The sequence below is a fragment of the Chitinophaga fulva genome (assembly GCF_012927205.1).
Taxonomy (GTDB): Bacteria; Bacteroidota; Bacteroidia; order Chitinophagales; family Chitinophagaceae; genus Chitinophaga; species Chitinophaga fulva.
Genome location: NZ_JABBGC010000001.1, coordinates 199690 through 226659, shown reverse-complemented (window position 1 = coordinate 226659; position 26970 = coordinate 199690). Strand labels below are relative to the sequence as shown.

The 26970-nt window shown below is 48.9% G+C and carries 23 protein-coding genes; 11 read left to right on the top strand and 12 right to left on the bottom strand.

What is annotated here, in order from left to right:
• The first annotated feature begins 57 nt into the window (after positions 1–57).
• Positions 58–1326, top strand: coding sequence for a kynureninase (gene kynU / locus HHL17_RS00980; protein WP_169222949.1), 1269 nt, complete (start codon positions 58–60; stop codon positions 1324–1326).
• 9 nt (positions 1327–1335) lie between these two features.
• Positions 1336–2712, top strand: coding sequence for a 2'-5' RNA ligase family protein (locus tag HHL17_RS33520; RefSeq protein ID WP_240975065.1), 1377 nt, complete (start codon positions 1336–1338; stop codon positions 2710–2712).
• A 236-nt stretch (positions 2713–2948) separates the two neighbouring features.
• Here HHL17_RS33520 and HHL17_RS00970 read toward each other — a convergent pair whose 3' ends face one another.
• The 3 genes from HHL17_RS00970 to HHL17_RS00960 form a co-directional block, all read right to left on the bottom strand.
• Positions 2949–3698: a head GIN domain-containing protein gene (locus HHL17_RS00970; protein WP_169222948.1), complete on the bottom strand. Its 750-nt coding sequence runs from the start codon at positions 3696–3698 to the stop codon at positions 2949–2951.
• A gap of 146 nt (positions 3699–3844) precedes the next feature.
• Positions 3845–4162: a peptidase associated/transthyretin-like domain-containing protein gene (locus HHL17_RS00965; protein WP_169222947.1), complete on the bottom strand. Its 318-nt coding sequence runs from the start codon at positions 4160–4162 to the stop codon at positions 3845–3847.
• Positions 4163–4389: 227 nt separating this feature from the next.
• Positions 4390–5130, bottom strand: a complete 741-nt coding sequence (locus HHL17_RS00960) for a Bax inhibitor-1/YccA family protein (protein ID WP_169222946.1) — start codon at positions 5128–5130, stop codon at positions 4390–4392.
• A gap of 300 nt (positions 5131–5430) precedes the next feature.
• Between HHL17_RS00960 and HHL17_RS00955 the strand changes: the two genes are divergently transcribed.
• Together HHL17_RS00955 and HHL17_RS00950 are read left to right on the top strand one after the other, a co-directional pair.
• Positions 5431–7278, top strand: a complete 1848-nt coding sequence (locus tag HHL17_RS00955; protein ID WP_169222945.1) for a 2-oxoacid:acceptor oxidoreductase subunit alpha — start codon at positions 5431–5433, stop codon at positions 7276–7278.
• A 181-nt stretch (positions 7279–7459) separates the two neighbouring features.
• Entirely contained in the window at positions 7460–8050 is a 591-nt protein-coding gene (locus HHL17_RS00950; protein ID WP_169222944.1) for a DUF6134 family protein, read from the top strand.
• Between the two features lie 65 nt (positions 8051–8115).
• Here HHL17_RS00950 and HHL17_RS00945 read toward each other — a convergent pair whose 3' ends face one another.
• The 8 genes from HHL17_RS00945 to gldA form a co-directional block, all read right to left on the bottom strand.
• Positions 8116–9303 (bottom strand): Gfo/Idh/MocA family protein, encoded by a 1188-nt coding sequence (locus HHL17_RS00945; protein WP_206155883.1) that lies wholly within the window; start codon positions 9301–9303, stop codon positions 8116–8118.
• 177 nt (positions 9304–9480) lie between these two features.
• Positions 9481–10686, bottom strand: a complete 1206-nt coding sequence (locus tag HHL17_RS00940; protein WP_169222943.1) for a nucleoside permease — start codon at positions 10684–10686, stop codon at positions 9481–9483.
• A 116-nt stretch (positions 10687–10802) separates the two neighbouring features.
• Positions 10803–11522, bottom strand: a complete 720-nt coding sequence (locus tag HHL17_RS00935; protein ID WP_169222942.1) for a YqjF family protein — start codon at positions 11520–11522, stop codon at positions 10803–10805.
• Positions 11523–11558: 36 nt separating this feature from the next.
• Positions 11559–12206 carry an endonuclease III gene (nth, locus tag HHL17_RS00930; RefSeq protein ID WP_169222941.1) on the bottom strand — a complete coding sequence of 216 codons (648 nt, stop codon included), beginning with the start codon at positions 12204–12206 and terminating at the stop codon, positions 11559–11561.
• A gap of 90 nt (positions 12207–12296) precedes the next feature.
• The gene (locus HHL17_RS00925) at positions 12297–12509 is read right to left on the bottom strand and encodes a hypothetical protein (protein ID WP_169222940.1); all 213 of its coding nucleotides are present in this window, start codon (positions 12507–12509) and stop codon (positions 12297–12299) included.
• Positions 12510–12619: 110 nt separating this feature from the next.
• On the bottom strand, positions 12620–12931 hold the full coding sequence (locus HHL17_RS00920; RefSeq protein ID WP_169222939.1) for an FtsB family cell division protein: 312 nt from the start codon (positions 12929–12931) through the stop codon (positions 12620–12622).
• Between the two features lie 111 nt (positions 12932–13042).
• Positions 13043–14332, bottom strand: coding sequence for a phosphopyruvate hydratase (gene eno, locus HHL17_RS00915; RefSeq protein ID WP_169222938.1), 1290 nt, complete (start codon positions 14330–14332; stop codon positions 13043–13045).
• 26 nt (positions 14333–14358) lie between these two features.
• Entirely contained in the window at positions 14359–15306 is a 948-nt protein-coding gene (gene gldA, locus HHL17_RS00910; RefSeq protein WP_169222937.1) for a gliding motility-associated ABC transporter ATP-binding subunit GldA, read from the bottom strand.
• An 84-nt stretch (positions 15307–15390) separates the two neighbouring features.
• Here gldA and HHL17_RS00905 point away from each other — a divergent pair, with 84 nt between their 5' ends.
• A complete protein-coding gene (locus HHL17_RS00905) occupies positions 15391–17085 on the top strand; it encodes a peptidoglycan DD-metalloendopeptidase family protein (protein ID WP_169222936.1) in 1695 nt (564 codons plus the stop codon).
• Between the two features lie 25 nt (positions 17086–17110).
• Positions 17111–17572, top strand: coding sequence for a thioredoxin-dependent thiol peroxidase (gene bcp, locus HHL17_RS00900; protein ID WP_169222935.1), 462 nt, complete (start codon positions 17111–17113; stop codon positions 17570–17572).
• A gap of 64 nt (positions 17573–17636) precedes the next feature.
• Here bcp and HHL17_RS00895 read toward each other — a convergent pair whose 3' ends face one another.
• The gene (locus HHL17_RS00895; RefSeq protein WP_169222934.1) at positions 17637–19187 is read right to left on the bottom strand and encodes an SUMF1/EgtB/PvdO family nonheme iron enzyme; all 1551 of its coding nucleotides are present in this window, start codon (positions 19185–19187) and stop codon (positions 17637–17639) included.
• A 226-nt stretch (positions 19188–19413) separates the two neighbouring features.
• Between HHL17_RS00895 and porU the strand changes: the two genes are divergently transcribed.
• The 5 genes from porU (at position 19414) to HHL17_RS00870 (ending at position 26918) form a co-directional block, all read left to right on the top strand.
• On the top strand, positions 19414–22812 hold the full coding sequence (gene porU / locus HHL17_RS00890; protein ID WP_169222933.1) for a type IX secretion system sortase PorU: 3399 nt from the start codon (positions 19414–19416) through the stop codon (positions 22810–22812).
• A gap of 108 nt (positions 22813–22920) precedes the next feature.
• A complete protein-coding gene (gene porV, locus HHL17_RS00885; protein ID WP_169222932.1) occupies positions 22921–24096 on the top strand; it encodes a type IX secretion system outer membrane channel protein PorV in 1176 nt (391 codons plus the stop codon).
• A gap of 132 nt (positions 24097–24228) precedes the next feature.
• Positions 24229–24717, top strand: coding sequence for a 2-C-methyl-D-erythritol 2,4-cyclodiphosphate synthase (gene ispF / locus HHL17_RS00880; protein ID WP_168871273.1), 489 nt, complete (start codon positions 24229–24231; stop codon positions 24715–24717).
• A gap of 20 nt (positions 24718–24737) precedes the next feature.
• A complete protein-coding gene (gene dut, locus HHL17_RS00875) occupies positions 24738–25181 on the top strand; it encodes a dUTP diphosphatase (protein WP_169222931.1) in 444 nt (147 codons plus the stop codon).
• A 3-nt stretch (positions 25182–25184) separates the two neighbouring features.
• Positions 25185–26918 (top strand): tetratricopeptide repeat protein, encoded by a 1734-nt coding sequence (locus HHL17_RS00870; protein ID WP_169222930.1) that lies wholly within the window; start codon positions 25185–25187, stop codon positions 26916–26918.
• Positions 26919–26970 lie beyond the last annotated feature (52 nt).

The following is a 26970-nucleotide window of genomic DNA, read 5'->3' as shown; positions in this document are numbered from 1 at the left end:
AATGAGAGATACCCTCAGCCATTAAAACTAGGAAGACTGGCAAAAGATTGGAAGACCATGGAGTACGTAGCAACCTTAGCATTTGCTAAAGAGCAGGACCGGCAGGATCCATTAAATAAATTCAGGGAGCAGTTTTATTTTCCCCAACGAAAAGGAAAGGACGCAATTTATTTATGTGGCAATTCACTCGGATTACAGCCTAAAAATGTAAAATCAGCGATAGAACAGGAATTGGCAGATTGGCAGCAGTGTGCGGTTGAAGGATATTGGGCGGCCAAGAATCCCTGGCTCTATTATCAGCAGTATTGCAGTAAGCCACTCACAGCAATGATGGGGGCGAGCCAGCAGGAGCTAACGGTGATGAATACACTCACGGTGAACCTTCATCTGATGATGTTGAGTTTTTATCGGCCAACCAAACAGCGGTTTAAAGTGTTAATGGAAGCAGGAGCCTTTCCAAGCGATCAATATGCAGTGGAGACACAGGTCAGATTTCATGGTTTTGACCCGGAAACAGCCATTGTAGAGGTTTCGCCCAGAGCCGGAGAACATTTAATAAGATTAGAAGATATTTTAGATATTATTAACAAGGAAAGTGATAGCTTAGCATTAGTTTTATTCGGAGGGATTAATTATTACACCGGACAATATTTTGATATACCCGCTATTACGGCCGCTGCCCATGAGGCAGGTGCTTATGCCGGTTTCGATCTGGCGCATGTAGCAGGAAATATTCCGGTGTCTTTGCACAATTGGGACGTAGATTTTGCCGTTTGGTGTTCGTATAAATACCTGAACGGAGGTCCCGGCGCGGTAGGAGGCGCCTTTGTGCATGAAAAATATGCCAGCAACCGCGGATTTCTCCGCTTGGGTGGCTGGTGGGGCAACGAAGAGAGTGCACGTTTTAAAATGGAAAAAGGGTTTGTGCCTAAGAAAGAAGCCGAAGGATGGCAACAAAGTACAGCTCAGGTTTTTAACATGGTAAGCCTGAAAGCATCCCTCGAACTATTTGAAGCAGCCGGTATCGGCGCTTTGAGAGAAAAAAGCCAGGGACTGACCAATTACCTGGCGTTTTTGCTGCAGCAGTTGAAAGGCATTAATTTTGAAATTATTACACCTAAAAATTGTAATGAACGTGGCGCACAACTATCTTTGCTGTTCCTGGAAAAAGGAAAAGAGATACATCAGCAAATGACGGATGCCGGTATAATCGTTGACTGGAGAGAACCCGGAGTCATCAGGGTTTCACCGGCGCCGATGTATAACTCTTATCAGGATGTGTTTCATTTTTATGAAATCATAGCTAATATTGCTTCAAACGCTTAATTAAGTAAGATGAATTTTGAGAGAAACGAACGCCCCCGCAGGCCCTACTCTTCTGATACCAACAAAGAGAATGATCCCAACAAGGAGAGAGGTGACTACAGACCCAACTTAAACAATGAGCGGGAGGGTGGAAAACCCGACTACAATGGTGGCGACAACACAGAACGTCGTCCACGCACTGACTACAATCGCGAGGGTGGGTATCGCCCCCGTACAGACTACAACCGCGATGGCGGTGGTTACAATCGTGAAGGTGGTAGCGGCGGCTACGACCGTGGCAGCGGTGGATATGACCGAGGCGGCGGTGAAGGTGGCGGCTACAATCGTGGCGGCGGCGGTTATGACCGTGGCGGCGGCGGTGGTGGTTACAATCGCGACGGCGGCGGCGGTGGATATGACCGTGGCGGCGGCGGTGGCGGCTACAATCGCGACGGCGGCGGCGGTGGATACGACCGTGGCGGCGGCGGTGGAGGCTACAATCGCGACGGCGGTGGTGGTGGCTATAACCGCGGTGGCGGTGGTGGTTACGATCGCGGCGGTGGCGGCGGTGGTTACAATCGCGGCGGTGGCGGCGGTGGTTACAATCGCGACGGCGGCGGTGGTGGAGGCTATAACCGCGGTGGCGGTGGTGGCGGCTACGACCGTGGCGGCGGCGGTGGAGGCTACAACCGCGGTGGCGGTGGTGGTGGTTACGACCGTGGCGGCGGTGGTGGAGGCTATAACCGCGGTGGCGGTGGTGGCGGCTACAATCGCGGTGGCGGCGGTGGCTACGATCGTGGCGGCGGAAGACCCCGTCCCGGAGGCCAGAACAGACGTTTCGAACCCAAACCTGATAATAAGATATACTTTATCGCACTGCTGCCAACTGCAGAAGTAGGTAAGGAAATCATCAAAATAAAGCAGGAATTTGCTGAACAATACGGTCCAATGTACGCATTGAAAGTATTGCCGCATATCACCCTGCAGGTACCTTTTACAGCCGATCCGGCACTGGAAAAAGCCTTCTGCGATGAACTGACGGAATTCGCTAAAACGCAGGCTCCTTTCGAAGTGTCCCTGAAAAACTTCGGTACCTTCCCGAACAAACAAAACCGCGTCCTGTTCATCAACGTGGAAAAAAGCGAGACCATGGCTGCCATGCATCGCCAGCTGATCAACTTCCTGCGTAAGGAATTCGGATTCAGCACCATGCTGGCCCGCACCGGCTTCACTCCTCACGTGACCGTGGCCTTCAAAGACCTGGACGACGACCAGTTCAACAAGGCATGGCCTGAATATGAAAACAAGGAATACGAGGCTACTTTCAAAGTAAACAACCTCTACTTCCTGCGTCATAACGGCAAATCCTGGGAAGTACTGCAGAAATGCAAACTGGGCGGCGCCTGATTATCTGATCATTTAGTGATTTAAATATTTAGCCATTTGGGTCTTCCAAATGGCTAATTTCTTTTAGAAGAGGCATGTTTCCCCAATAATCAGGTACTGATACCTCCTAAACAAAATATCTAAATACCAAAATATCAAAATCCCTAAATGAAAAAGGGCCTCCGCTACAGCTGCAGAGACCCTTCCGTTTGTATATACTGCGAGTTACCACCGTATAACAGTGCAGGTTATACGAATCAGATCTTTTTTACTTTACCTGATCCCTTAATATCGGTTTGTACTTTCTGCGGATTACCGGCGTACACTACGTCTCCGCTGCCGTAGATGCCTACTGTCAATGCTTCCTGTACCCGCACAGAGTGATCGCCGGAACCTCTGATGGTAATGTCAGCCCGCTGTGTGTCGAGGTCAAGTGCTGCTATCTGACCGCTGCCGTTAATGTCACTATTGAGGGAAATGGTTTTACCCTTAATGTCGAGGTTGCCCGAACCATTGATGCGGGCATGCAGCTCCTGTACAGCGATTGCCAATGCCGCATTGCCGCTGCCATCGATCTGGTACGAGAAGCTGGCACTCCGTAAGGTATCCTTATTATCCAGGAAACCGGAACCTGCAAAATTGATACGCTGGTAATTGCGGCTGTGTACATACACCTGTATCGGCATATGGCGCCACAGCTTAACACGGTTTCGCAACCGGATGAAGAGGGTATTGTTGCTGGTATTGGTCTCAATAGCAGAAATAACATTGTCTTCTGCCTTGATCTCTACGGCAGCCGTACTGTCCTGGATGAGATGCACTTCAAACGGACCGGATATTTCCACTTCTGAAAAAGGAGAGGTATTGCGGGTTTCCGCAACGATATGACCTGAACCGGCTATCTGGTCCCGGGCACAACTGCTCAGGATAAGCGTAAAGATCGCCAGCATCAGTAATAACCAGCTCACACTGAGACTGGTGTAGGTTATGATAGCTTGTTTCTTCATAAAAATCATTTTTTAGGGGCCTATGCAAAAATGACGGCTGAAGAAACAATTACCCCTATAAGGAGCCTAAAAAAAATAAGCCGGCCGTACAGACGTACGGAACCGGCTTTTGATTAACCCCTATGAAAACCAACTATTGCTCTTGATTAGTTTATCAGTTTAATTTCTCCCAAATCAGTCGACTTTCCATTTTCTACTTTCACATCTGCAATGGTTGCAGGTTTAAAAGGAGCTTTCGCACCTACGATCACGGTGTAGGTCCCTGATTTGGCATTTTGAAAGTTAAAAGCACCATCATTAACAGGTGATTTTAACGTATCTGTTCCAGTGATAGCCAGTGCCTCAGTAGCAGCATCACCAGGCGTTACTTTACCTGTGATGGAACCACCATCAATTCCCTTGAAAGCAAAGCTTCCAAACGCTACTGCAGCCAACGCCAACATAGTTACTTTCAATTTTTTCATAGCACACGATTTAACAGTTTTACAATAAAGATTCTATGGTTAAAGTAAAGGTGTCAGCATATTCACTATCGCTTTTTGATGTAAAGAACTTGGTGGTAGTTTTGCAAACACGGTGCCATAAAACTGCGGGCCGAATCGCTTTAACAAATCTTTTGGAAGACATTAACAAAACAAAAAAGTCTTCCGGTACACCGGAAGACTTTCGCTATAAGATGAAAAACGATCGTTTATCTTCTGTTTAATTTGCTCAACAGACGGAGGATTTCGAGGTACAGCCATATCAGGGTTACCAACAGGCCAAAAGAAGCGTACCACTCGAAATATTTAGGTGCGCCCATCGCTGCGCCCTGCTCAATCATATCGAAGTCAAGGATCAGGTTCAGCGCTGCAATAGCTACCACGATCAGGGAGAACACAATGCCGAAGGTTCCACTACTGTGGATCAGCGGCATATCGATATGGAATAAACGCAGTACGAAGGCAATCAGGTAAAAGATACCGATGCCCAGGGTAGCGGTCATGACGATGGATTTAAAACGCTCAGTAGCGCGGATCACACCGGTACGGTACAATACCAGCATAGCGATGAAGGTACCGAAAGTGAGCCCCACTGCCTGTAATACAATGCCCTGGTAATTTGCATTGAACATCGCGGAGATGCCACCGAGGAAAAGACCTTCTGCCAGTGCATAGGCAGGGGCCAGATAACCGGACCACTCTTTCTTGAAAATAATAACCAGTGCCAGTATGAAACCACCAATAGCGCCGCCGAATACCAACGGAAGCACATTGGAGCTGCCTTTTAAGAATTGACCGTAGGAAAAAACTGCTGCTGCCATCAGCATGATCAGCAGGAAAGACATCTTGTTAACCGTACCACGGATGGTCATGGTAGTGCCGTCAGCATGAGCAGCCTTGTTGAAAATACTTTCTTTGAGTACAGGGTTGTTCGATTGAAACAATGCCATAAAATATAGTTTAAAATTATTAACGGAATAAAAATACGATTTGATTTGACATCCAGCGCCCGTTATCACTGAATTTGTATTAAAATTAGCATTTATTGGTCAATAACCTATAGTTATCACCCATAACAAGAAGTAATGTGAATGGCCGTTTCTGGCGGTAATAGTCTACTGGATTTGTGTACTTTTGTAGGTAGATGGACATGATTTTGCGCAGGTTTGGCCAATAACATCCGCCGATTGCCTAAATTTACACCTTTATAAGAGATTACCTTATACTAAGATACCTTAAAAGAATAATAGATGTCTAATACTTCGATTCAACAACTGGATGATGTAGTGATAAAATTTGCAGGCGACAGTGGAGACGGGATGCAGTTGACAGGTAGCCAGTTTTCCAATAATACCGCGCTGATAGGCAATGACCTGAGCACGTTCCCGGACTTTCCGGCCGAAATACGCGCCCCACAGGGTACCCTGGCAGGCGTGAGCGGTTTCCAGCTTCATTTTTCTTCGAACAGGATATTTACCCCCGGCGATGCCTGCGACGTACTGGTAGCCATGAACGCCGCCGCACTGAAGGCCAACCTGAAAGGCCTCAAAAAAGGAGGTATCGTCATCGCTAATACAGACGGTTTCGACGCCAAAAACCTCCGGCTGGCCAATTACCCGGAAGGCATCAATCCGCTGGAAGATGGCTCTCTGGCCAATTACCAGCTCCATACCATGGATGTCACCAAGATGACCCGTGAAGCCCTGAAAGACACCACGCTGGGCATGAAAGAGAAAGACCGCGCCAAAAACATGTTTGTGCTGGGCTTCCTCTACTGGCTGTATGACCGTAACATGGACAATACAGAGGCATTCCTCAAAGAGAAATTCGGTAAAAAACCGGAAATCCTTGACAGCAACCTGAAAGTGCTGCATGCCGGTTATAACTTCGCTGATACCGTAGAAGCCTTCACCACCCGCTACCGCGTGGAGAAAGCCCGCATGGAGCCAGGCACCTACCGCAGCATTACCGGTAACACCGCGCTGGCCTACGGTTTGGTGGCTGCCTCTCAAAAAGCCAATTTGCCGATGTTCCTGGGTACCTATCCCATCACACCGGCTTCTGATATCCTGCATGAACTGAGCCGCTTCAAGAACTTCGGTATCCGCACCTTCCAGGCGGAAGACGAAATTGCCGGTATCACTTCCGCTATCGGCGCCTCCTATGGCGGCCATATGGGCGTAACTACCACCTCCGGTCCGGGTATGGCCCTGAAAGGCGAAGCCATGGGCCTGGCGGTAATGCTCGAAATTCCGCTGTTGATCATTGATATTCAGCGTGGGGGACCTTCTACCGGTCTGCCTACCAAAACGGAACAATCTGACCTGTTACAGGCTTATTATGGCCGTAACGGCGAATGCCCGATGCCGATCATCTCTGCTTCCACACCGGCGGATTGCTTCGATGCTATCTTTGAAGCTTTCAAGATCTCGGTACAGCACATGACACCGGTGATCTTCCTGAGCGACGGTTACATCGCCAACGGCGCAGAACCATGGCGTTTCCCGAAAAGCGCTGACCTCCCGGCCATCGAAGTGAAATTCAAAAAACAACTCGAAGAAGGAGAGGAAAACTTCCTGCCTTACCACCGCGACGAAAACCTGGTACGCCCCTGGGCAGTACCCGGCACTCCCGGCCTCGAACACCGCATTGGTGGCCTCGAAAAACAAAACATCACGGGCAACGTTAGCTACGATCCTGAAAACCACCAGCTTATGGTGAAAATCCGTCAGGAGAAAGTAGATAAGATCGCTGATCATATTCCGGCACAGAAAATTGAAGTCGGCCCGGAAAAAGGGAAGGTACTCGTACTCGGCTGGGGCTCTACCTTCGGCGCCATTAAAAGCGCTGTGCTGGACCTGCTGGCGGAAGGCCATCAGGTGGCCCACGCCCATATCCGCCATATGCGCCCATTCCCTAAAAACCTGGGTGAAATCCTCCACAGCTACGATAAAGTACTGATACCGGAAATCAACAATGGTCAACTGATCAAAATCATCCGTGATCAATACCTGATCGATGCACAGGGTTACCATAAAATCATGGGTGTACCCATCACCAAAGGGGAACTGATTACCCGCATTAAGGAAATGTTATAAGAAAACATACATTAATACGTTATATAAGCCAGGGGCGCAGCGGAAATCATCTCCACTGCGCCCCTGCTGTATGAATAGAGCGGCCAGGCGTCAAACTTCAGGGATTTTTTGTACTTTCATAAGGGGACTATTACAGCTACCTCCCCACCGATGTTAATTTTTTGGTTTAAGTCTCCTATTTATGAAATGCCTTTTTCGTGTATTGTTATGCGTTGTAACGGTAGCTGTATTCTACCACCCGGTACAGGCCCAGACGACCACTTTTGAAGTCCGGATTGCCAATCATGCAGTGGGCACTATCGAAGCACAACGTAAAGTAAGTGGATCTGCCAAGAGTATCACGATTAAAACCCGTATCCAGACACTATTGGCCAGGATCAACAGCGACATCCTCAATGAGTACGATAATAACGTGCTCACCCTCGCTAAATCTACCCGCGTGGCCGGGAAAAAAGGAGAGGACAAGGAAACGACAACGCGCCGTAACGGGAACGATTATACGGTGATGCTCAACGGTGCCCGTTCGGTGATCGACAATACGGAAATAGCCCATTGTGTGGCTGATCTTTATTTCTCAGAACCGAAACAGGTATCCCGTATTTTCTCGGAAGCGTTGGGGAAATTCCTGCCCCTGCACCCACTGGGGAGCGGTCAGTACGAACTGGTACTGCCGGAAGGAAAGAAGAATATCTATAAGTATTCCAACGGGGTATTGACGGAAGTGGAGGTGAACCATACTTTTGGCAGAGCGCTGTTCATTAAGACTATTTAGCTATTTGGTTATTTTATCATTTAATGGGGTTCATTAAATGATAAAATAACCCAATAACTAAATGACTAAATGGTCTGCTCAATAATCTGCCCGGTCTTCTTGTCTTTCAGGATCAGTTTTTTAGCCCCGAAGTGCGTCATTTCCTCCTTTACAAGATAATACTGGTCATTGTAATCCTGCAGTGTTTTATCCTTGGTTACGCCTTCTCTGCCCCGCCATATTTCCAGTTCCACCGGCTCCCATTTTTTGGAAGCGGCGCTTTTATAAGCGGCGTCCAGTATGGCATTTACCACATAGCCATCATAGAATGACTCCCGTGGCGCTTTACCGGATTCCATAGCATTGAACATGTCGGTGAACATATGGTTGTAACCCAGTTCATTCAGCTCGTCACCTACGGGAAACAGCCAGCCGGTATTGCTTTCTGCTTTTTCTGCTACATAATCAGCGCCCTTGCCGGTGGTGAACATATCAAAACCGGTACGCAGGAAGCTGTTGAGCCAGATAGTTCCTTCTGTGCCCATCACTTCGTCACGCAGATCGAGGCCGCCGCGGAAAGTCCAGCTTACCTCAAACTGGCCAATGGCACCGTTTTCATACTTCACCAGGCCAATGGCATGATCTTCCGCATCGATGGGTTTCACCTGGGTATCGGCCCAGCACATCACTTCCACCGGCCTGATGTCTTTTCCGATGAAGCTGCGGCCTATTTCCACGCAGTGGCAGCCGAGATCAAGCATACAGCCGCCGCCGGCCTGCTCTTTATCCCAGAACCATTCGCTGTGGGGGCCGGGATGTGTTTCGCGTGACTTGGCCCATAAGATACGTCCCAGTGCGCCATCCTGCACGCTTTGCAGCGCTTTCAGGAATTTAGGGGTATATACCAGGTCTTCCAGGTAACCATGGAAGATACCGGCTTTCTCCACAGCCTCGAGCATCCTTTTGGCTTCCTGGGCATTGCGGCCCAGCGGCTTGGTGCAGATCACGGCTTTTTTATGTTTGCAGCAGAGGTTAACGGCTGTTTCATGAAGATTGTTGGGAAGGGACACACATACTACGTCTACCTCCGGACGGGCAATGGCTTCTTCCATGTCCAGCGTCCAGTGTGCTACCTGGTAGTCGTCTGCGAATTTCTTCGCACTTTCCTCCCTGCGGGAATAAATACTTACGATTTTGTCCCTGCTACGTTGTCCCTGCAGGGAATCGGCATAAAAGCGCCCGATGAAGCCGGAGCCCAGCATTGCAATCCTCATAATTTAGAGATTTTGGTATTTAGTCATTGGGTTATTGGATTTACGGATTTTGGAATTTTTTGATTTAGAGATTTAAAATGCTGCAAAGACCGACATTACATTAAATTCCCAAATCAAAAAATTCCAAAATCCGTAAATCCAATAACCCAATATCAAAATAATCAAATGATCAAATGCTTATGCGGTTTTTTCCGTTTTGTCCTGGAAGAGCAGCATGAACAATACCAGTACGGCAGCAGCGATACCGGCAGGAATCAGCCAGATGCCTTGCCAGTTGTGGCCGCCGGCGGTTTTGTAAGACTCTACGATAGGACCGGAGATCAGGAAGCCGATCAGCATGCCCACACCATAAGTGGCCAGCGTAACGAAACCCTGTGCGGAGCTTTTGAATTCTTCTCCTGCCAGTTTATCTGTGTAGATCTGACCGGTAACAAAGAAGAAATCATAGCAGATACCGTGCAGTACAATGCCCGTAATCAGCATCCAGTAGTTGGAGTCCACATTACCGTAGGCAAACAGTATATAACGCAGTACCCATGCCAGCATACCCAGTGCGAGCATCTTTTTAACACCCAGACGGGCGAAGAAAAGCGGCATGACCAGCATGAAGAAAAATTCAGACATCTGCCCAAGGGATTGTTTACCTGCGGCAGCTGTCATCCCGATCTCGTTCAGGAACGGATTGGTGAAGTTGTAGTAGAACGCCAGTGGGATACAGATAGCGATGGAGGCGATGAAAAACAGCAGGTAGGAACGGTTTTTCAGCATCCGGATGGCATCCAGGCCCAGGATTTCTTTCACAGAGATCTGTGTGCCTTTTTTCAATGGTGGTGTTTTAGGCAGCGTAAAGCTGAAAAGGCCCAGCAGCAACGATGCACCGGCGGCCATCTTGAAAGTGAGGCCCAGCGTGTTGTTTTTCTCCCAGTTGAGCCAGCCGATCAGCAGCCCGGCTATAATCCAGCCAATGGTGCCGAACACGCGGATAGTGGAGAAGTCTTTGCTGGGATCACTCATCTGCCGGAAGGAGATAGAGTTTACCAGTGCCAGCGTAGGCATGTACAGAATCATGTATACCAGCAGTACAGGGTAGAAGCTGTCGAAGCTGGTCATACCGGAGCAGGTCCATAACAGCGCTGCACCGATCAGGTGAATGGCACCCAGGATCACCTGGGCGGAAATAAAACGGTCCGCAATAATACCCACGATAAAAGGCGCAATAACCGCCCCAATCGATTGGGTGAGGAACGCAACGCTCACCTGGTTGGCATTGGTGTCCTGCAGATTTTTTAATACGAACGTACCTAGTGTCACAAACCATGCTCCCCAGATAAAAAATTCGAGGAACATCATGAAGGACAGTTGTACTCTTACGGCTGATTTCATAACGTTTTTTTAGCTTTATTTAATTGCATCTGAATGAACTGCTTAAGATAGCAAATTATTATAAATCGTTTCAAAATTTATGATGGAAGAAAAAAACGAACGGGGTTCCCAACGATTCAGGACCGCAGCTTCCGGCCATGCATCACTGCGATGGGCGAACCGTTGGCCAGCAGGGCCGATAACGGGGCTTGTTCCAGTATAGGGACAAAGGCGGGGCCATACAGCCGGGAGGTATGGCAGCGATAGCCGTAATCAATAACAGGATGGACGTCCCATTTCGGGTGGGTCACTTGATACTCGCCGGTAGTCTGATGGTCCAGCCGGGTGTAACCCCAGTAGTGTTCCGTGATAAAGGCCGCTTCACTGCCTTCTTGCAGTGGTTGAGGTGTAGCGGTGGCAGTGGCTTTCAGAAAGTTGGTCTGACCGGCAACTTCCCATTCGTACCGGACATGAAGGGTATCCGCGTCCGGCTGGTCCCATTGGTGGCGCATCCGGTGGGTAGCATAGTTTTCTTTATAGAGGGTATTGGCCACGAGGGTGATCAGTGGTTTGGGCACCAGTTCGCGGATAAATACCACGCCGCGTTTCCACAGGCCCTGATCTTTATAGCGTACATAAAAGCGGAGGTTTACTTCCTCAAAGGTGCGATGGCCGGGGAAGGAGATGCCTTTGACTTTGGTGTCCTGAAAAAGGAAGCCGACGAGACTTACATAGTGAATGTTGTTCCAGGTATCCAGTTCGGTATGGGCCGGGAGGTATGGCCGGAGTGTGTTGGCATCTGCGGCAAAATTGAGCATGAGCAGATTTCGCCAGCTGGCAGTCAGGAATGGGCGCATACAGACGATTTAGTATATCAAAATATATGGGAATTGTTATTGAGCCTTGGTGATTTGCTGGTAGTACTTACATGCCGGACGCAGGCCGCATTCCCCGCATTTGGGACTACGGGCCACACAGATATAGCGGCCATGCAGGATCAGCCAGTGGTGGGCAACATGTACTTTTTCTTTCGGAATATATTTAAGCAGCTGCAGTTCTGTTTGCAGGGGCGTTTTAGCATTGGTGGTAAGGCCAATACGGGCTGATACCCTGAATACGTGCGTGTCTACCGCCATATTGGGTTGCTGGTGTACCACCGAGGTGATCACATTGGCTGTTTTGCGCCCTACGCCGGGCAGTTTTATCAGTTCTGGCACTGTACCGGGTATTTCTCCGTTAAAGTCATCTATGACCATCTGTGCCATCCCGATCAGGTGTTTGGTTTTGTTGTTAGGATAACTGATACTTCGGATGAGGGGGAACAGGTCGTCGAAGGTGGCAGTGCTCAGTGCTTCCACATCCGGATAACGTTCAAATATGGCGGGAGTGGTCATATTCACCCGTTTGTCGGTACATTGGGCGGAGAGGATAACGGCTACCAGCAGTTGGTAAGGATTGTCGTAAATCAGTTCCGTTTCGGCATTGGGTGCATGTTGCTCGAAATAGCTGATAACGAATGCAAAACGCTCTTTTTTGGTCATGCCGTAAAAATAGGAAAAATGAGTTGATAACCGCACGTGGAAGTTGCAGTACAATCGACAGGTATGTAAGGTCTCTATGTGTTTGCCGGATTATGGTTTTTCCGGTTTACTGGCAGCGTAGTCGAAAATCAACCGGAGTGTGGCGGCCCTGGGCGAAAAACGGACAGTGTCGAGGACGGCTTTGGTGTCCTCGAAGCAAGCCTGCTCTTCCCGGGTCAATGATACTTCCTGTTGTGAACGTTTGAGGTCGCTATCAGTAACAAGACACAAGGTGGAGAGGGTAGATAGTGTAAAATTACTCATGCAATATAGATTTGTTAAGAGAATCGTATCCTACTTTATAACGACAGAAAGGTGCAATGTATTGTTAATTTAAGATAAATTTTTATGATTCGCAAGGAGGCCGGAACCAATTACTGTTGGGGAGCGGGGCTGATAATGAACAGGTCTTCATTATCTTTCTTCATATAGTATTTCTCGCGGGCGAATTTCTCCAGTTTTTCAGGGCTGGACAGCAGCTCCTGTTGTTCTTCCCGGGTTTGTTTGATCTCTTTGATAAAAAACTCTTTCTGGTCTTCCAGCTTATTGACTTCAGACTGGAACTGGTATTGGTACATCAGGTTGGTCTTGTCCAGAAAGGCGATCCATATAACGAAAGCGAGGCTGGTAATAAAGAACTTGTTCTTTACATAGCGCGGTAGTTTTATGGATTTAAGAAAAGACATAATGCAATTTAGGGATTTTTTGATTTACGATTTGGGAATTTGACAGAAGCGGTTCTTCGCTGCATCTTAAATTCTCAAATCGTAAATCAAAAAATCCCTAAATGGTTAGTGTTATTTTTTCACGCTGATGGCGTTAGTAGGATAGATCGCTACTTCACCCAGTTCTTCCTCAATACGGAGCAGCTGGTTGTATTTGGCCATACGGTCGGTGCGGGAAGCAGAACCGGTTTTGATCTGGCCACAGTTCAGTGCTACTGCGAGGTCAGCGATGGTAGTATCTTCAGTTTCGCCGGAACGGTGGCTCATGATGGAAGTGTAACCAGCTTTGTGCGCCATGTTCACTGCATCGATGGTTTCTGTAACAGTACCGATCTGGTTTACTTTGATAAGGATGCTGTTGCCGATGTTTTTATCGATACCTTCTTTCAGGCGTTTTACGTTGGTTACGAACAGGTCGTCACCTACCAGCTGTACGCGGTTGCCTACAGACTCGGTCAGTTTTTTCCAGCCATCCCAGTCGTCTTCTGCCATACCGTCTTCGATAGAAACGATCGGGTATTTGTTGCACCATTCAGTCCAGTAAGCCACCATTTCATCGCTGGTGATTTCTTTCTGGGAGCTCTTATAGAACTTGTATTTTTTGGTTTCTTCGTTGTACATCTCGCTGCTGGCGGCATCCAGGGCGATAGCGATTTGTTCGCCGGGAGTGTAACCTGCTGCTTTGATAGCTTCCAGTACAGTTTCGATGGCTTCTTCGTTGCTCTGGATTTCCGGAGCGAAACCGCCTTCGTCACCTACGTTGGTGCTGTAGCCTTTGCCTTTCAGTACAGATTTCAGTTTGTGGAATACTTCCACACCCCAGCGGAGGCCTTCGGAGAAGGTGGAGGCGCCGATCGGAACGATCATAAACTCCTGGAAATCAATTTTATTGTCAGCGTGTGCACCGCCGTTGATGATGTTCATCAGGGGAATAGGCAGGGTGAATGCGTTTACGCCGCCCAGGTAGCGGTACAGCGGTTGGTTGCACTCTTCTGCTGCTGCTTTAGCTACGGCCATGCTCACAGCCAGGGTAGCGTTAGCGCCCAGTTTGGCTTTATTGGGGGTTCCGTCCAGGGAAATCAGCAATTTGTCAATACCTGCCTGGTCTGTTACTTCCCAGCCAATCAGTTCTTCTGCGATGATGTCATTTACGTTTTTAATAGCTTCCAGTACGCCTTTTCCGCCATAAACGCTTTTATCGTTGTCACGCAGTTCTACGGCTTCGTGCTTACCGGTAGAAGCGCCGGAAGGCACGGCTGCACGGCCAAAGTGACCGTCTTCGGTGGTTACGTCTACCTCAATTGTAGGATTACCGCGGCTATCGAGGATCTGCCTGGCATGGATTGCTGAAATGGTACTCATAATTCAAAAGTTATAATTGTTAGCTATTAGCGGTTAGCAGCGGGCGTTTCACCTGTCGGCTCCACGCGCTTTGTTATTTCCCGGAAAATAGATTCCAGGCTTTGTGAATTGCTCTGCAAAGAAAGGATGTTCCGGTTATTAATCAAAGCAAATTGTAACAGGTTTTTTCGCACAGCGTCTACCTCGTTGGTATACAGTTGCCATGTATTGCTTTCCAGGGCTGCCACCCGTGAAACACCGGGTATCTGCAACAGTTCACTGGTGGTGGCTGCTTCCCCGAAGGTCACCTGAAGGTAGCCACCGGTGGCGTTCTGCTGCTGGAGATTGGCCAGCTGGTCATCGGCCACTATTTTTCCTTTGTTGATGATGATCACCCGTCCGCAGAGCGCTTCTACTTCCTGCATAATATGCGTGGACAGGATAACGGTCTTGTTAGCCCCCAGATCTTTGATCAGTTGCCGGATATCGGCCAGCTGGTTGGGGTCCAGCCCGGTGGTGGGCTCATCAAGGATCAGTACTTCAGGATCGTGCAACAGGGCTTGTGCCAGCCCTACACGCTGTTTGTAGCCGTTGGACAAAGCGCCGATCTTCTTGCGGCTCTCCGGTAACAGGCCCGTCATGTCAATCACCTGACGGATACGCGCTGCACCTGCCTTGCCCAGCTGATGCACACCGGCAATGAATTCCAGGAACTCCTTTACGTACATGTCATGGTACAACGGATTGGATTCCGGAAGGTATCCTACTCGTTTACGTACTTCGAGCGACTGGCTCACGATGTCATACCCACACACACTGGCATGGCCGCTGGTAGGAGGCAGAAAACCGGTGATCATTTTCATGGTGGTGGACTTGCCCGCCCCGTTAGGGCCCAGGAAACCGGTTATTTCCCCTTTCTTCAATTCAAAGGAAATAGCGTCCACTGCCCGTTGTTCGCCATAGACCTTACTCAGTTGTGATACCAGGATAGACATGTAGGATATACTTGTTTTGCGGCATCTAATGTACGGAAGAAATTACGTCTGTCAATTCCTATTTTTTTTCTACCATTGCATATTATGAAGAGAGTCATTGGCTTATTTTGCTTACTACCGCATTTATTACAGGCACAATCCGTTCCCGAAAAGAATTATCCAAAAGGCTATTTCAGGAATCCGCTGGAAATCCCCATAGAACTGGCTGGTAACTTCGGCGAATTAAGGCCCAATCACTTCCACTCCGGCATGGACATTAAAACGCAGCAACGTGAGAATATGGCAGTGCATGCAGCGGCAGATGGTTATGTAAGCCGTATCGGCGTATCACATACCGGCTTTGGTAATGTGTTGTACATTACCCACCCCAATGGATATACGACCGTGTACGCCCACCTGAACGCTTTTTTCCCGGCTTTACAGGCTTATGTGAAAAAACAACAATATACCAATGAAAGCTGGTCCAGCGATCTGTCTATCCCAGCTGATATGTTCCCCGTGAAGAAAGGTGATTTAGTTGCCTGGAGCGGCAATACCGGCGGTTCTGCCGGCCCGCACCTGCACTTCGAAATCAGGAACACACAAACGGAGAAACCGCTTAATCCGCTGCTGTTCGGCTTTAACATCGCTGATACCCGGCCGCCGGATGTATATCGTATAGCCATTTACGATAGAGAACGCAGTGTTTATGAACAACAACCGATGATACTGCCGGTGAAAAAAGTGGGCGATCATTACACGACTGCTCAACCAGTGGTGAAAGTGCGTGCACACAAAGCCGGACTGGGCATCAATGCGATTGACCGCATGAACACTGCGCCTAATACCTACGGTATCTATGAGGTGTTCATGTACAATAATGATGTGCCGGATATCGATTTCCAGCTGGATAACATCGGATATGAGGAAACCCGTTACCTGAACGCGCACATCGACTATAAAGTGAAAAAAAACAATGGGCCTTATCTGCAACTGTTGTTCTCTGTGCCGGGCAATGAACTGGATATCTACCACGACCTGAAAGGAGATGGTACGATCAACCTGTCCGATGGACAAGTGCACGAAGTGAAGCTGCTGGTGAAGGATGCCTATGGTAACACTTCCACCGTGAAACTGAATCTGCAGCAGGGTGGTGACGAAACGCCGGAGAAAACCTGTGCCAATCCCATGTATCCTGATTCCCGTAATATTTTCGAAAACAACCAGGTGGAATTTTACCTCGATGAACGGGCACTGTACGATCAGATCTGTTTCAATTACCAGGAAGTGCCCGCTACATCAGCGAAATACTATTCCAATATCTATCGGCTGCATACGCCCGTGGTACCGGTACACGATTTCTTTGATGTGCGGCTGAAGCCAACGAAGACGGTTCCGGAGTACCTGCAACCCAAAGTAGTAATGGTGCGGGAAGGAATGGGAAGCAGCAGCACTTCCGCTACTACAAAGGAAGAGGGCTGGTATAAAGGTACCTTCCGCGACTTTGGTAATTTCCACCTCGAGGTAGATACAGAAGCACCGAAAGTAACGCCGGTAGGGGTGAAGCCAGGGGCTAACCTCTCCAGGGCCGCCAAACTCTCTTTCGTGATGAGCGATGCCAGCGGGATCAAAGATTTCCGGGGCGAACTGGATGGTAAATGGCTGTTGTTTTCCCGCAAGGGTAACGTGCTCACCTATACGTTTGATGAGCATTGCCAGCCGGGCAACCACACCCTGGTCATGAAAGTAACGGACGTGGCTGGCAACGAAGGCAGCTATCACCTGTCTTTCAAACGTTAATGGTTTAATTTTAAAAAAACGCGATATGGTAAACTTAAAGGAAGGCGATAAAGCGCCGGTATTCAAAGGCAAAGATCAGCACGGAAAAACCGTATCACTGACGGACCTTAAAGGTAAGCGCGTGGTGCTTTACTTTTATCCGAAAGATATGACGCCCGGTTGCACGGCACAGGCCTGCAATCTGCGTGATAACTACAGCGCACTGACTAAAAAAGGATATGAAGTGGTTGGCGTCAGCACTGACAGTGAACAAAGCCATCTGAAATTCATCGAAAAATATGAACTGCCTTTTACCCTGCTGGCAGATGATGATCATAAGATCGTGAACCAGTACGGTGTTTGGGGAGAGAAGCAGATGATGGGCCGGAAATATGATGGTATTCACAGAACTACATTCCTGATCAATGATAAGGGCGTGATTGACCACATCATCAAAAAACCGGATACCAAAAACCATACAGAAGAAATTCTGGAGATCTGGAAATAGTTGAGCACAACACATAAAAAAAGCCGCAAAGTAATTTGCGGCTTTTTGTTTTTTATGAAGATGATTATCTCTTCTGTCTTTGTTTTTTGAACAGGTTACCTGTCTTGAATTTGTTACCCTCAGGGCTGCCTACGCGGTCCATCGCGCAACGGAAACCTACCGTGTTGGTGGCCATATTTTCCTGCATGTAACGACGGGTGCCGGGAGAGAGCCAGTAAGCGCGGTCATTCCAGCTACCCCCTTTCACTACGTGTGATTTGTCGTTGATCAGGGTGGTTACACCATAACCGTATTCCACCTGGGAGAGGGAGTCACCATCGAGGTAGTTGATAACGTCACCTTTCTGGTAGTTGAGACGGTTAGCACTTTCTTCGTCAGTTACATCACGCATTTTCAGGTGGCCCAGGCTGTCTTTTTCGAACTCTTTGTTTTCGTTCTGATAAACAGTCTGGAATTTGTTACCACGGAAGTAGTTGAAGTCTTCACCATCAATCGGGTTGAGTGGTCTGTACACGTCCAGTACCCATTCAGACACGTTGCCGGACATATTGTAGATGCCGAAAGTGTTGGGGTAGAAGGAGCGGGTAGGGCCAGGGATGGAGGCACGGTCGTTCAGACCACCGGCCACACCCATGTTATCACCGGAACCACGCTTGAAGTTGGCCAGGAACTGACCCTGCATGGTACCGCGGCGGATATCACGCAGGCCGCTGGTATTGGTGCCCCAGGAGTACACCTGTTTGTTCATGATCAGCTCTTCCCCGTGTTTGCCTTCTTTTTTGGAAGGACCAGGGTTTTGGCCGATATAACCCAGTGCGGCATATTCCCATTCTGCTTCTGTGGGCAGGCGGTAGTTTGGCAGCATGACACCATCTTCAAACTGGGCGGTACGCGGAGTGCCGTCCGGATTTTTGAACTGGTCTTTGGTAGATTTGGACATTTTGCCCGGAGTACCTTCATACAGGCCGGCGCTGTAGGCTTTGGTATCAAATGTATTGTCGTCTGACTGGTTGGTAACATCTGCTTTGGAAAGCAGGCCCTTGTCCATCAGCATCTTTTCGTTTACACGGTTGGAACGCCATTTACAGTAGTCGGTAGCCTGTTTCCAGGTAACACCTACCACCGGATAGTCGTTATAGGCCGGGTGACGGAAGTAGTATTCCACCAGGGGCTCGTTATAAGCCAGCTCACTACGCCATACCAGGGTGTCTGGCAGTGCGTTACGGTATACGTCCGGGAAAGACTCCCCATAAACACGGGCAAGCCAGAACAGGTATTCGCGATAGTGTACGTTGGCTACTTCGGATTCATCGATGTAGAAAGAGGAAACTGTAATACGACGTGGAATGTTGTTCCAGTCGCCCATTACATCCTGCTCAGTGGCACCCATGGCAAAAGTACCGCCCTGTACAAACACCAGACCTGGTCCTGTTTGCTGGTTTTTATTCTTGGCTACACTGAAACCACCCATTTTCTGGTCGTTATAGTTCCAGCCGGTAGCAGAGGAAACTTCTTTCTTTTTGCCGAAAAGTCCTCCACCGTCCTTGTGACAGGCAGTCATGGATAGCATTACGCCGGTACCAACGAGCAATGATAAAGAGGTTAATCTACGCATGCGATACAGCTTTAGTCGATTATATTTACAGTAAACGCAAATGTAATCTTTTTTATTTTATGGCGAAAAAAATTAATTTGTAATTTGCCCTTGCCCGAACAATCCCCGGTAACAACCAAGGACAGGACAGCAGCGAAAATTAAGAGATATATTTCAATTTTTTATCCTATATTTTCTCTACATTACACCGGCCTTTCAGGAAGGATGGAAAAGGGCTATCAAGATAATGAAACCTTCGAATATTTTCCCGGCACTCCTGTTATTTTTTCTATATCACTGCGGAAGCGCTGTTGGACAGACCGTACCCCGGACTTATAATGATCACAGCGTACTGGCATCAGGCCACTGGTATAAACTGTCAGTGGCAGCTCCCGGCGTTTATAAAATAGACCTACCCCTGCTACAGCAGCTGGGGGTGGATACCCGGCAACTGCCATCAGGCAGTGTACGGCTTTTCGGGACAGGTGGCCGGATGCTGCCGGAGCCTAACAGTCAGCTCCGCTACGACGACCTGCCGGAAGTATCCCTTCAGGTGCAGGACGGCGGAGATGGTCAACTGGATGGCAACGACTACCTCCTTTTTTATACCCCCGGCCCTCACCGCTGGCAGTGGGACCCACTGAAGCCCGGGTTTGTACATCAATACAACCTTTACAGCGACGCAGCCACTTATTTCCTGACAATTGGCAACAATGGCGCCCGTATAGTATCGGACAGCAATAACCAGCCCGCCGGTAGCAAAACTTACTCCTTTGACTTCCATACCTTTTATGAACGGGACAGCCTTAACTTCCTCAGCAGCGGTAAACAATGGTGGGGACAGGAATTCGGTAAAGTCATCGGTAACAGCCGCTCCTACGGCTTTTCATTGCCGGCCTCACCGGTAGGACCGGTTACTGTCGGTTTCCGGGCTGCCGCACGTGGCGCCACCGGCAGTAACTTCAATGTAAGCCTGAACCAGGCTGCTGCCGCCAGCGCTTACCTGTTGCCCGTAGGCAGCAGTGTCTTTGAATCGTATGCCACCGCAGCCTATGCCTCCGGTACCGCTACCGTCAACGGTGATGCCCTGACAGTAGGCGTGGAGTTCCAGCCGGGTGACCTGAATGCCAAAGGGTGGCTTGATTATCTGGAGCTGATAGCTCCTTGTTCGTTGAAGATGCCCGCTGGCGGCATACTGGATTTTCGCACAGCTACTGGTACCGGCCGTACGCAATACTTTCTGGCTAACGCCGCCGCACAAACGCAGGTGTGGGAAGTGACAAACCCGTTACGGCCGCTGACGATGATCACTTCTTTGAAGGCAGATACGTTGGCTTTTACGGGAGATGCAGGGCCGTTACGGGAATTCATTGCCTTTAATACGGCGGCGGTCATGCGTCCGGTGCCAGGCGGACCGGTGCCCAACCAGGACCTGCACGGTCAACCCGGAGCAGATATGCTGATAGTGACCCATGAAGCCTTTCTGGCGGAAGCCGAACGGCTGGCAGCGTGGCGCCGCACCCGGAACGGGCTGCGTGTAGCCGTGGTAACGACCCCCCAGGTATTTAATGAGTTTGCATCAGGAACACCCGATCCTACGGCCATCCGTGATTATGTGAAGATGCACTACGACCGCGGCGCTCATCCGAAGTACCTGTTGCTGTTCGGTGCAGCTTCCTATGATTACCGCCAGCGGGTGAAAAACAACACCAACCTGGTGCCTTCCTGGCAAAGCGATGCCTCACTCGATGCCATTCACTCCCACGTATCAGATGATTTTTTCGGATTCTTGGATGATGCGGAGGATATCACAAGAACGGATATATCCAATCTGTTGGACATCGGTATCGGACGGCTGCCTGCACGTAATGTCTCTGAAGCCAGAACGGCGGTAGACAAAATTATCCGTTACCAGCAACCTAGGTCGTTTGGGCCATGGCGCAACCGCGTAACGTTGCTGGCCGATGATGAAGACGACAACCTGCATCTGCAGGATGCCGAAATCATGGGCAGTAGTATCGCAAAAAGCAATCATCTCCCTAATATCAGTAAAATATATGTGGATGCTTATCCACGGGAAAATACGAGTGCAGGCGCCCGTTCACCGGAAGTGACCAAAGCCGTCAACAACAGTGTCAATACCGGTACGCTCGTGCTTAATTACAATGGTCATGGCAGTAATAACCGTCTTGCAGAAGAAACAGTGATGGATGTAAATAGTGTACAGGAGTGGAAAAACGAGCAGCAGTTGCCTTTATTGATTACAGCTACCTGCGACTTTGCGCCATTTGATGATCCGGGCATTAACTCACTGGGGGCACAATTGCTGTTGCAACAACAAAGCGGCGCTATTGCGCTGATGACCACTACAAGGGCTGTTTTTGCCAACTCCAACCGCATTATGAACAGTAATTATCTCGAAGCTGCTTTCACGCGGCAGACAGATGGTTCCATGCGTAGTTTGGGTGCGGCCATACAGGACGGCAAGAATAAAACTTACACTACTTCCGGTGACGTGATCAACAACCGCAAATTCCAGTTGCTGGGAGACCCCTCGCTGACATTAGCTTTCCCGCAGTGGCAGGTGATAACGGACAGCATCAATGGTCATAGGGTAACAACGGAAACGGATACCCTGAAAGGGCTGCAACATTGTATTATCAAAGGGCATATTGCCGACGCACAGGGTAATGTGCTGCGGGACTATAGCGGTACGCTGAACACGGTGATATATGATCAGCCGGTCACACATCGCACGCGGGGCAATGATCCACGTAGCCAGCCGGCAGATTTCCAGGTACAGGAAAATATCCTGTTTAAAGGCACGCAAACAGTGAGCAGGGGCGAGTTTACCGTGGCCTTCACGGTACCTGCGGACTTGTTGCAGGGTAAAGGAAAAAGTAAGATCAGTTATTACACCAGCAATCCCACTGCAGACGGTGGTGGTTACTTTGATGGACTTTTTGCAGGTGGTTTGTTACCCGGAGCACCGGCAGATGTTAGTGGCCCTGATGTGAAAGCATGGCTCGATAGCAAGGCGTTTATCAATGGAGATATGACCGGACCATCCCCGCTGTTGATGATAGATCTGGCAGACAGCAGTGGTATTAATGTATCGGGTAATAATCCGGCACATAGCCTGGTGGCAATATTGGATAGTTCAGAATATTTGATTTTAAATGATTATTTTGATGCATCTTTGGACAGTTACCGGGAGGGACAGGTACGGTTTCAGTTGAACGGATTGCCAACAGGGGCGCATCGTATTACCATTAAAGCTTGGGACACCTATAACAACAGCACTGTAAAAACGATTGCTTTTAAAGTTGCAGCGCCGGGGACGCTGGCGGTAGACGAAGTTGTCAACTATCCCAATCCTTTTCACGATGTAACGAGGTTTTCCTTTTTGCATAATCAGCAGGGACAAGAATTACAGGTGGATTTGCAGGTGTTTGCCACGGACGGAAAATTGGTAAAGAAAATGCGTAGCACAATATTTTCCGGTACGAGTCGTTTTGATGGAATCCCCTGGGACGGTAGAGGTGATTCTGGAGCAAGGTTACCCGCCGGAATTTATATCTACCGGCTGATTATAGGCAGTAATGGCCAAACCAGGGCGTTGGGTGGAAAAATGGTATTATTTTGACCCATGCATGGGAGAGCAGATTTGACATGATCCCTTTACCAACCCCCATTTCATTTTAATATTAATAATTAAGCTTATTTTTACACCCTATCAAAATACGAACGTTGCATGATCCGAAAGGTAGCTTTGAGCCTTGTGTTCATATACGGTACTTTCAGCAGTTTTGAAACCTCAGCCCAGATTAATTCAGATCAGATTGATGGCCGTACCAATACGATTAATACTGCGGTGCCTTTTCTCCGCATAACCCCGGACGCCAGAAGCGGCGCTATGGGAGACGTGGGTTTAGCCATTTCACCTGATGCATCTTCCATTTACTGGAACTTGTCCAAACTGCCATTTGCGGAATCCAAGTCAGGTGTGGCAGTGACTTATACGCCGTGGCTGAAGGAACTGGTGAATGACGTATTCCTGGCGACCGTCAGCGGATATACGAAGCTGGATGAGTACCAGGCTATCTCTGCATCGCTCCGTTATTTTTCATTAGGGTCTATCAACTTCCGGGATGTCACCAACCAGGACCTCGGGGATTTCCGTCCGCGTGAATTTGCATTGGATGCCGGTTATGCCCGTAAGTTGTCTGATAATTTCTCCATGGGATTAACCGGACGGTATATCTATTCCAACCTGGCCGGTGGACAATCCAACGGCAGCGCTACCATCCGTGCAGCGAAAGCTTTTGCTGCGGACCTCTCCGCCTTCTACACCAAAGAATATGAAAAAGACGATGGGCTCACCAACCGTTTAAGCCTTGGTGCGTCTATTTCCAATATCGGTACTAAAATTTCGTATACCAGTTCAGCGCAGAATAAAGACTTTCTGCCTACCAACCTGGGTCTCGGTGCTGCCTACACGTTTGCCCTTGATGAGACCAATCAGCTGACCTTTGCGCTTGATATCAACAAACTGTTGGTGCCTACTCCGGATTCCACCGGTGCGTACAAAGAAAAAGGTGTGCTGCAGGGAATGTTTAGTTCTTTCGGTGATGCTCCGGGAGGCTTTAAAGAAGAATTACAGGAACTGATGTATTCTGTTGGTGCTGAATACTGGTACAACCATATGTTTGCCGTAAGAGCGGGGTATTTCAACGAAAACAAGTTAAAAGGCAACCGTAAGTATGTTACTGCCGGGGTTGGTATCAAGTATGATATTTTCGGTTTGAACTTTTCTTACCTCGTACCTTCCGGTTCCGGTATACAGCGTAATCCGTTGTCCAACACACTGCGCTTCACGCTGACGTTCGATCTGGGCGCCCGCAATGAAGACAGCAGGACTGGCTGGTAAGGCTACAAATCAAGAAAATTTCTAAATCAAAAAATTCCAAAATATATTCCGTCCCTCCGTTTTTTAACGGGGGGATTTTTATATTTAAAGCCTTACCTTGCGGATTGGCATAAATGTTTTAAAATATAAGCTATGAGTAGTATACGTATTGGTCTGGGAGTAGATTTTCATCAGCTGGTGGAAGGCCGGGATTTCTGGCTGGGCGGTGTGAAAGTGCCGCACCACAAGGGAGCATTGGGGCATAGTGACGCCGATGTGCTGTTGCATGCTATCTGTGATGCTATGCTCGGAGCGCTGTCGCTGGGTGATATCGGCGTACATTTCCCGGATACGGACAATACCTATAAAAATATTGACAGCAAGATACTGCTGGCCCGCTGCGCTCAGTTGATCGGTGAAAAAGGGTATGGTGTGGTGAATGTGGACAGTACCCTGTGCCTGCAGGCCCCTAAAATCAAGCCTTATGTGCCGGAGATGCAGGCAGTAATTGCGGAAATACTGCGTATAGGACTGGAAGATGTGTCTGTAAAGGCCACCACAACGGAAAAACTGGGTTTTGTCGGACGTGAGGAAGGCGTTACTGCCCATGCTGTTGTGTTATTGGAGAAAATCGCTAAATAATAATAAATTATCTTTGCTCAATGGCTGATATAATTGTGAAAATCATTAATAAGTCGGATAATGAATTGCCGTCTTATGCAACCGACCAAGCTGCAGGTATGGACCTGCGTGCACACCTGGAGACGGCGCTGACGCTCCAGCCATTGGAAAGGGTATTGGTACCAACCGGTCTTTTTATGGAACTGCCTGTAGGTTACGAGGCGCAGATCCGTCCGCGCAGCGGCCTGGCTTTTAAACAAGGCCTGACCATACCAAATTCGCCTGGTACCATTGACGCGGATTACAGAGGAGAGGTCAAAGTAATTATGATCAACCTGTCCAACGAACCACAAACGATACAACCCGGAGATCGTGTAGCCCAAATGATCATCGCTCCCTATGTACAGGCAGTTATGCAACCTGTGGAAGTGCTGAACGAAACCGTTCGCGGTGAAGGTGGCTTCGGTCATACCGGTAAATCCTGATAAATGCGTGTATTCTTAACCGTTATAGGTGTTGCTGGTATATTGATCACAGGCGCGTGCAGCGGGCCTAAAAAAGCACTGCACCATACTGCTGTGATCAAAGACCCTGCTGTGCTGGAGCAGCGGGCAGACAGCCTTTTCTTTGCAGCCCAGCGCTCCAAGATGTTGGGCGACTTCCGCACGGCCATCACCCAATACTCCGACTACCTGCGGTTAAACAAGAATAATCCCACCGCCTATTATGAACTGGCCCGCCTGTTTATGGAAGTCCAGAACCCGGGCTACGCGCTTGGCTTCGCCCGTAGGGCCGCCAGCATGGACCCCGATAATCACTGGTTCCAGATAACACTGGCTGACGCTTTTGCTGTCAACGAACAATTTGACAGCGCTGCTGCCGTTTTTGATAAACTGACTGCCCGTTACCCCGAAAACGAAGACTACCTGTACAACAAGGCCATGTTCCTTGCCAAAGCAAACAAGCCGGCATCCGCACTGGCAGTATTTAGTCAGCTGGAGAAAAAAACAGGGGTAGTAGAGGAAGTCATCTACCAAAAACAACGGCTACTGCTTAAAATGAGCCAGGTAGACGCGGCAGCAACCGAAATCCGTAAACTGATTGATAACAATCCGCAGGAACTGCGCTATTATTTCCTGTTGGCAGAAGTGTATGATGCCAACGATCGCACTGCTGACGCTATCGCTATCTACAACGATGTGCTGCGTAAAGACCCGGATAATGCCCGGGCATTGCTAGGCCTCGCCACCTATGCGAAGAAGAGCGGTGACAAGGCCGGTTACTGGGCTTACCTGACCCGCGCCTTCGCTAATCCGACTTACAGTATCGATGAAAAAGTAGCCTACGTATATCCTTACCTGCAGATGATGCAGTTGGATTCTACTAAAGTGGAAGAAGGCCTGGAGCTTACTTCCCTGATTGTAAACGCTCATCCAAAAGAAGCCAAGGCCTACGCCCTGAGAGGGGATATGTTCTCACAGGCTGATATGCTGGACAGCGCCCAACAGAATTATACCAAAGCGCTGAGCCTTGACTCCAGCCGCTTTTCGGTATGGTACCAGCTGATGTGGATTTATTCCCGCAAGGAAGATCCCAATGCATTGCTGGCACTCAGTAATACCGTAACAGATAAATTCCCGAAAGAATTTATGGGCTACTACTTTAAAGGAGTGGCCAGTTTCCTGTTACAGCAATATCCCGCCGCCATCGGTGCACTGAACAAAGCATTGGAAATAGGCAATGGGGAAAAGAAATTTATGGCCGACGTACAGTCGTTGCTCGGAGACGCCTATCATGCTACAGGACAGCACCTGCAGTCTGACAGCAGTTATGAAAAAGCACTCCTGTTACGCCCCGACGATGCGCTGGTACTCAACAATTACAGTTATTACCTGTCACTACGCGGTGAAAACCTGGTCCATGCCGCGGAAATGTCTAAACGGTCACTGGACCTGGAACCGGAGAGTCCTACTTATATGGACACTTACGCCTGGATCCTGTTCCGGCAAGACAAATTTGAGGATGCCAGGCACTGGATAGAGAAAGCCCTGCAATTTCCCGAAGCACAGCAGAATCCAAATGTGCTCGAGCATTACGGGGACATACTGTTTAACCTGAAAGATGTCACAAAAGCGGTGGAATACTGGCAGAAGGCCAAAGACAAAGGGGCTACCTCTGTGGGCCTTGTCCGTAAGATCGCTGAAAAAAAATACATTCAATAGCCTTCAGCCGGGAATGCCCGTTCACACCACCGTTGGTAGCGCTGATACCGCT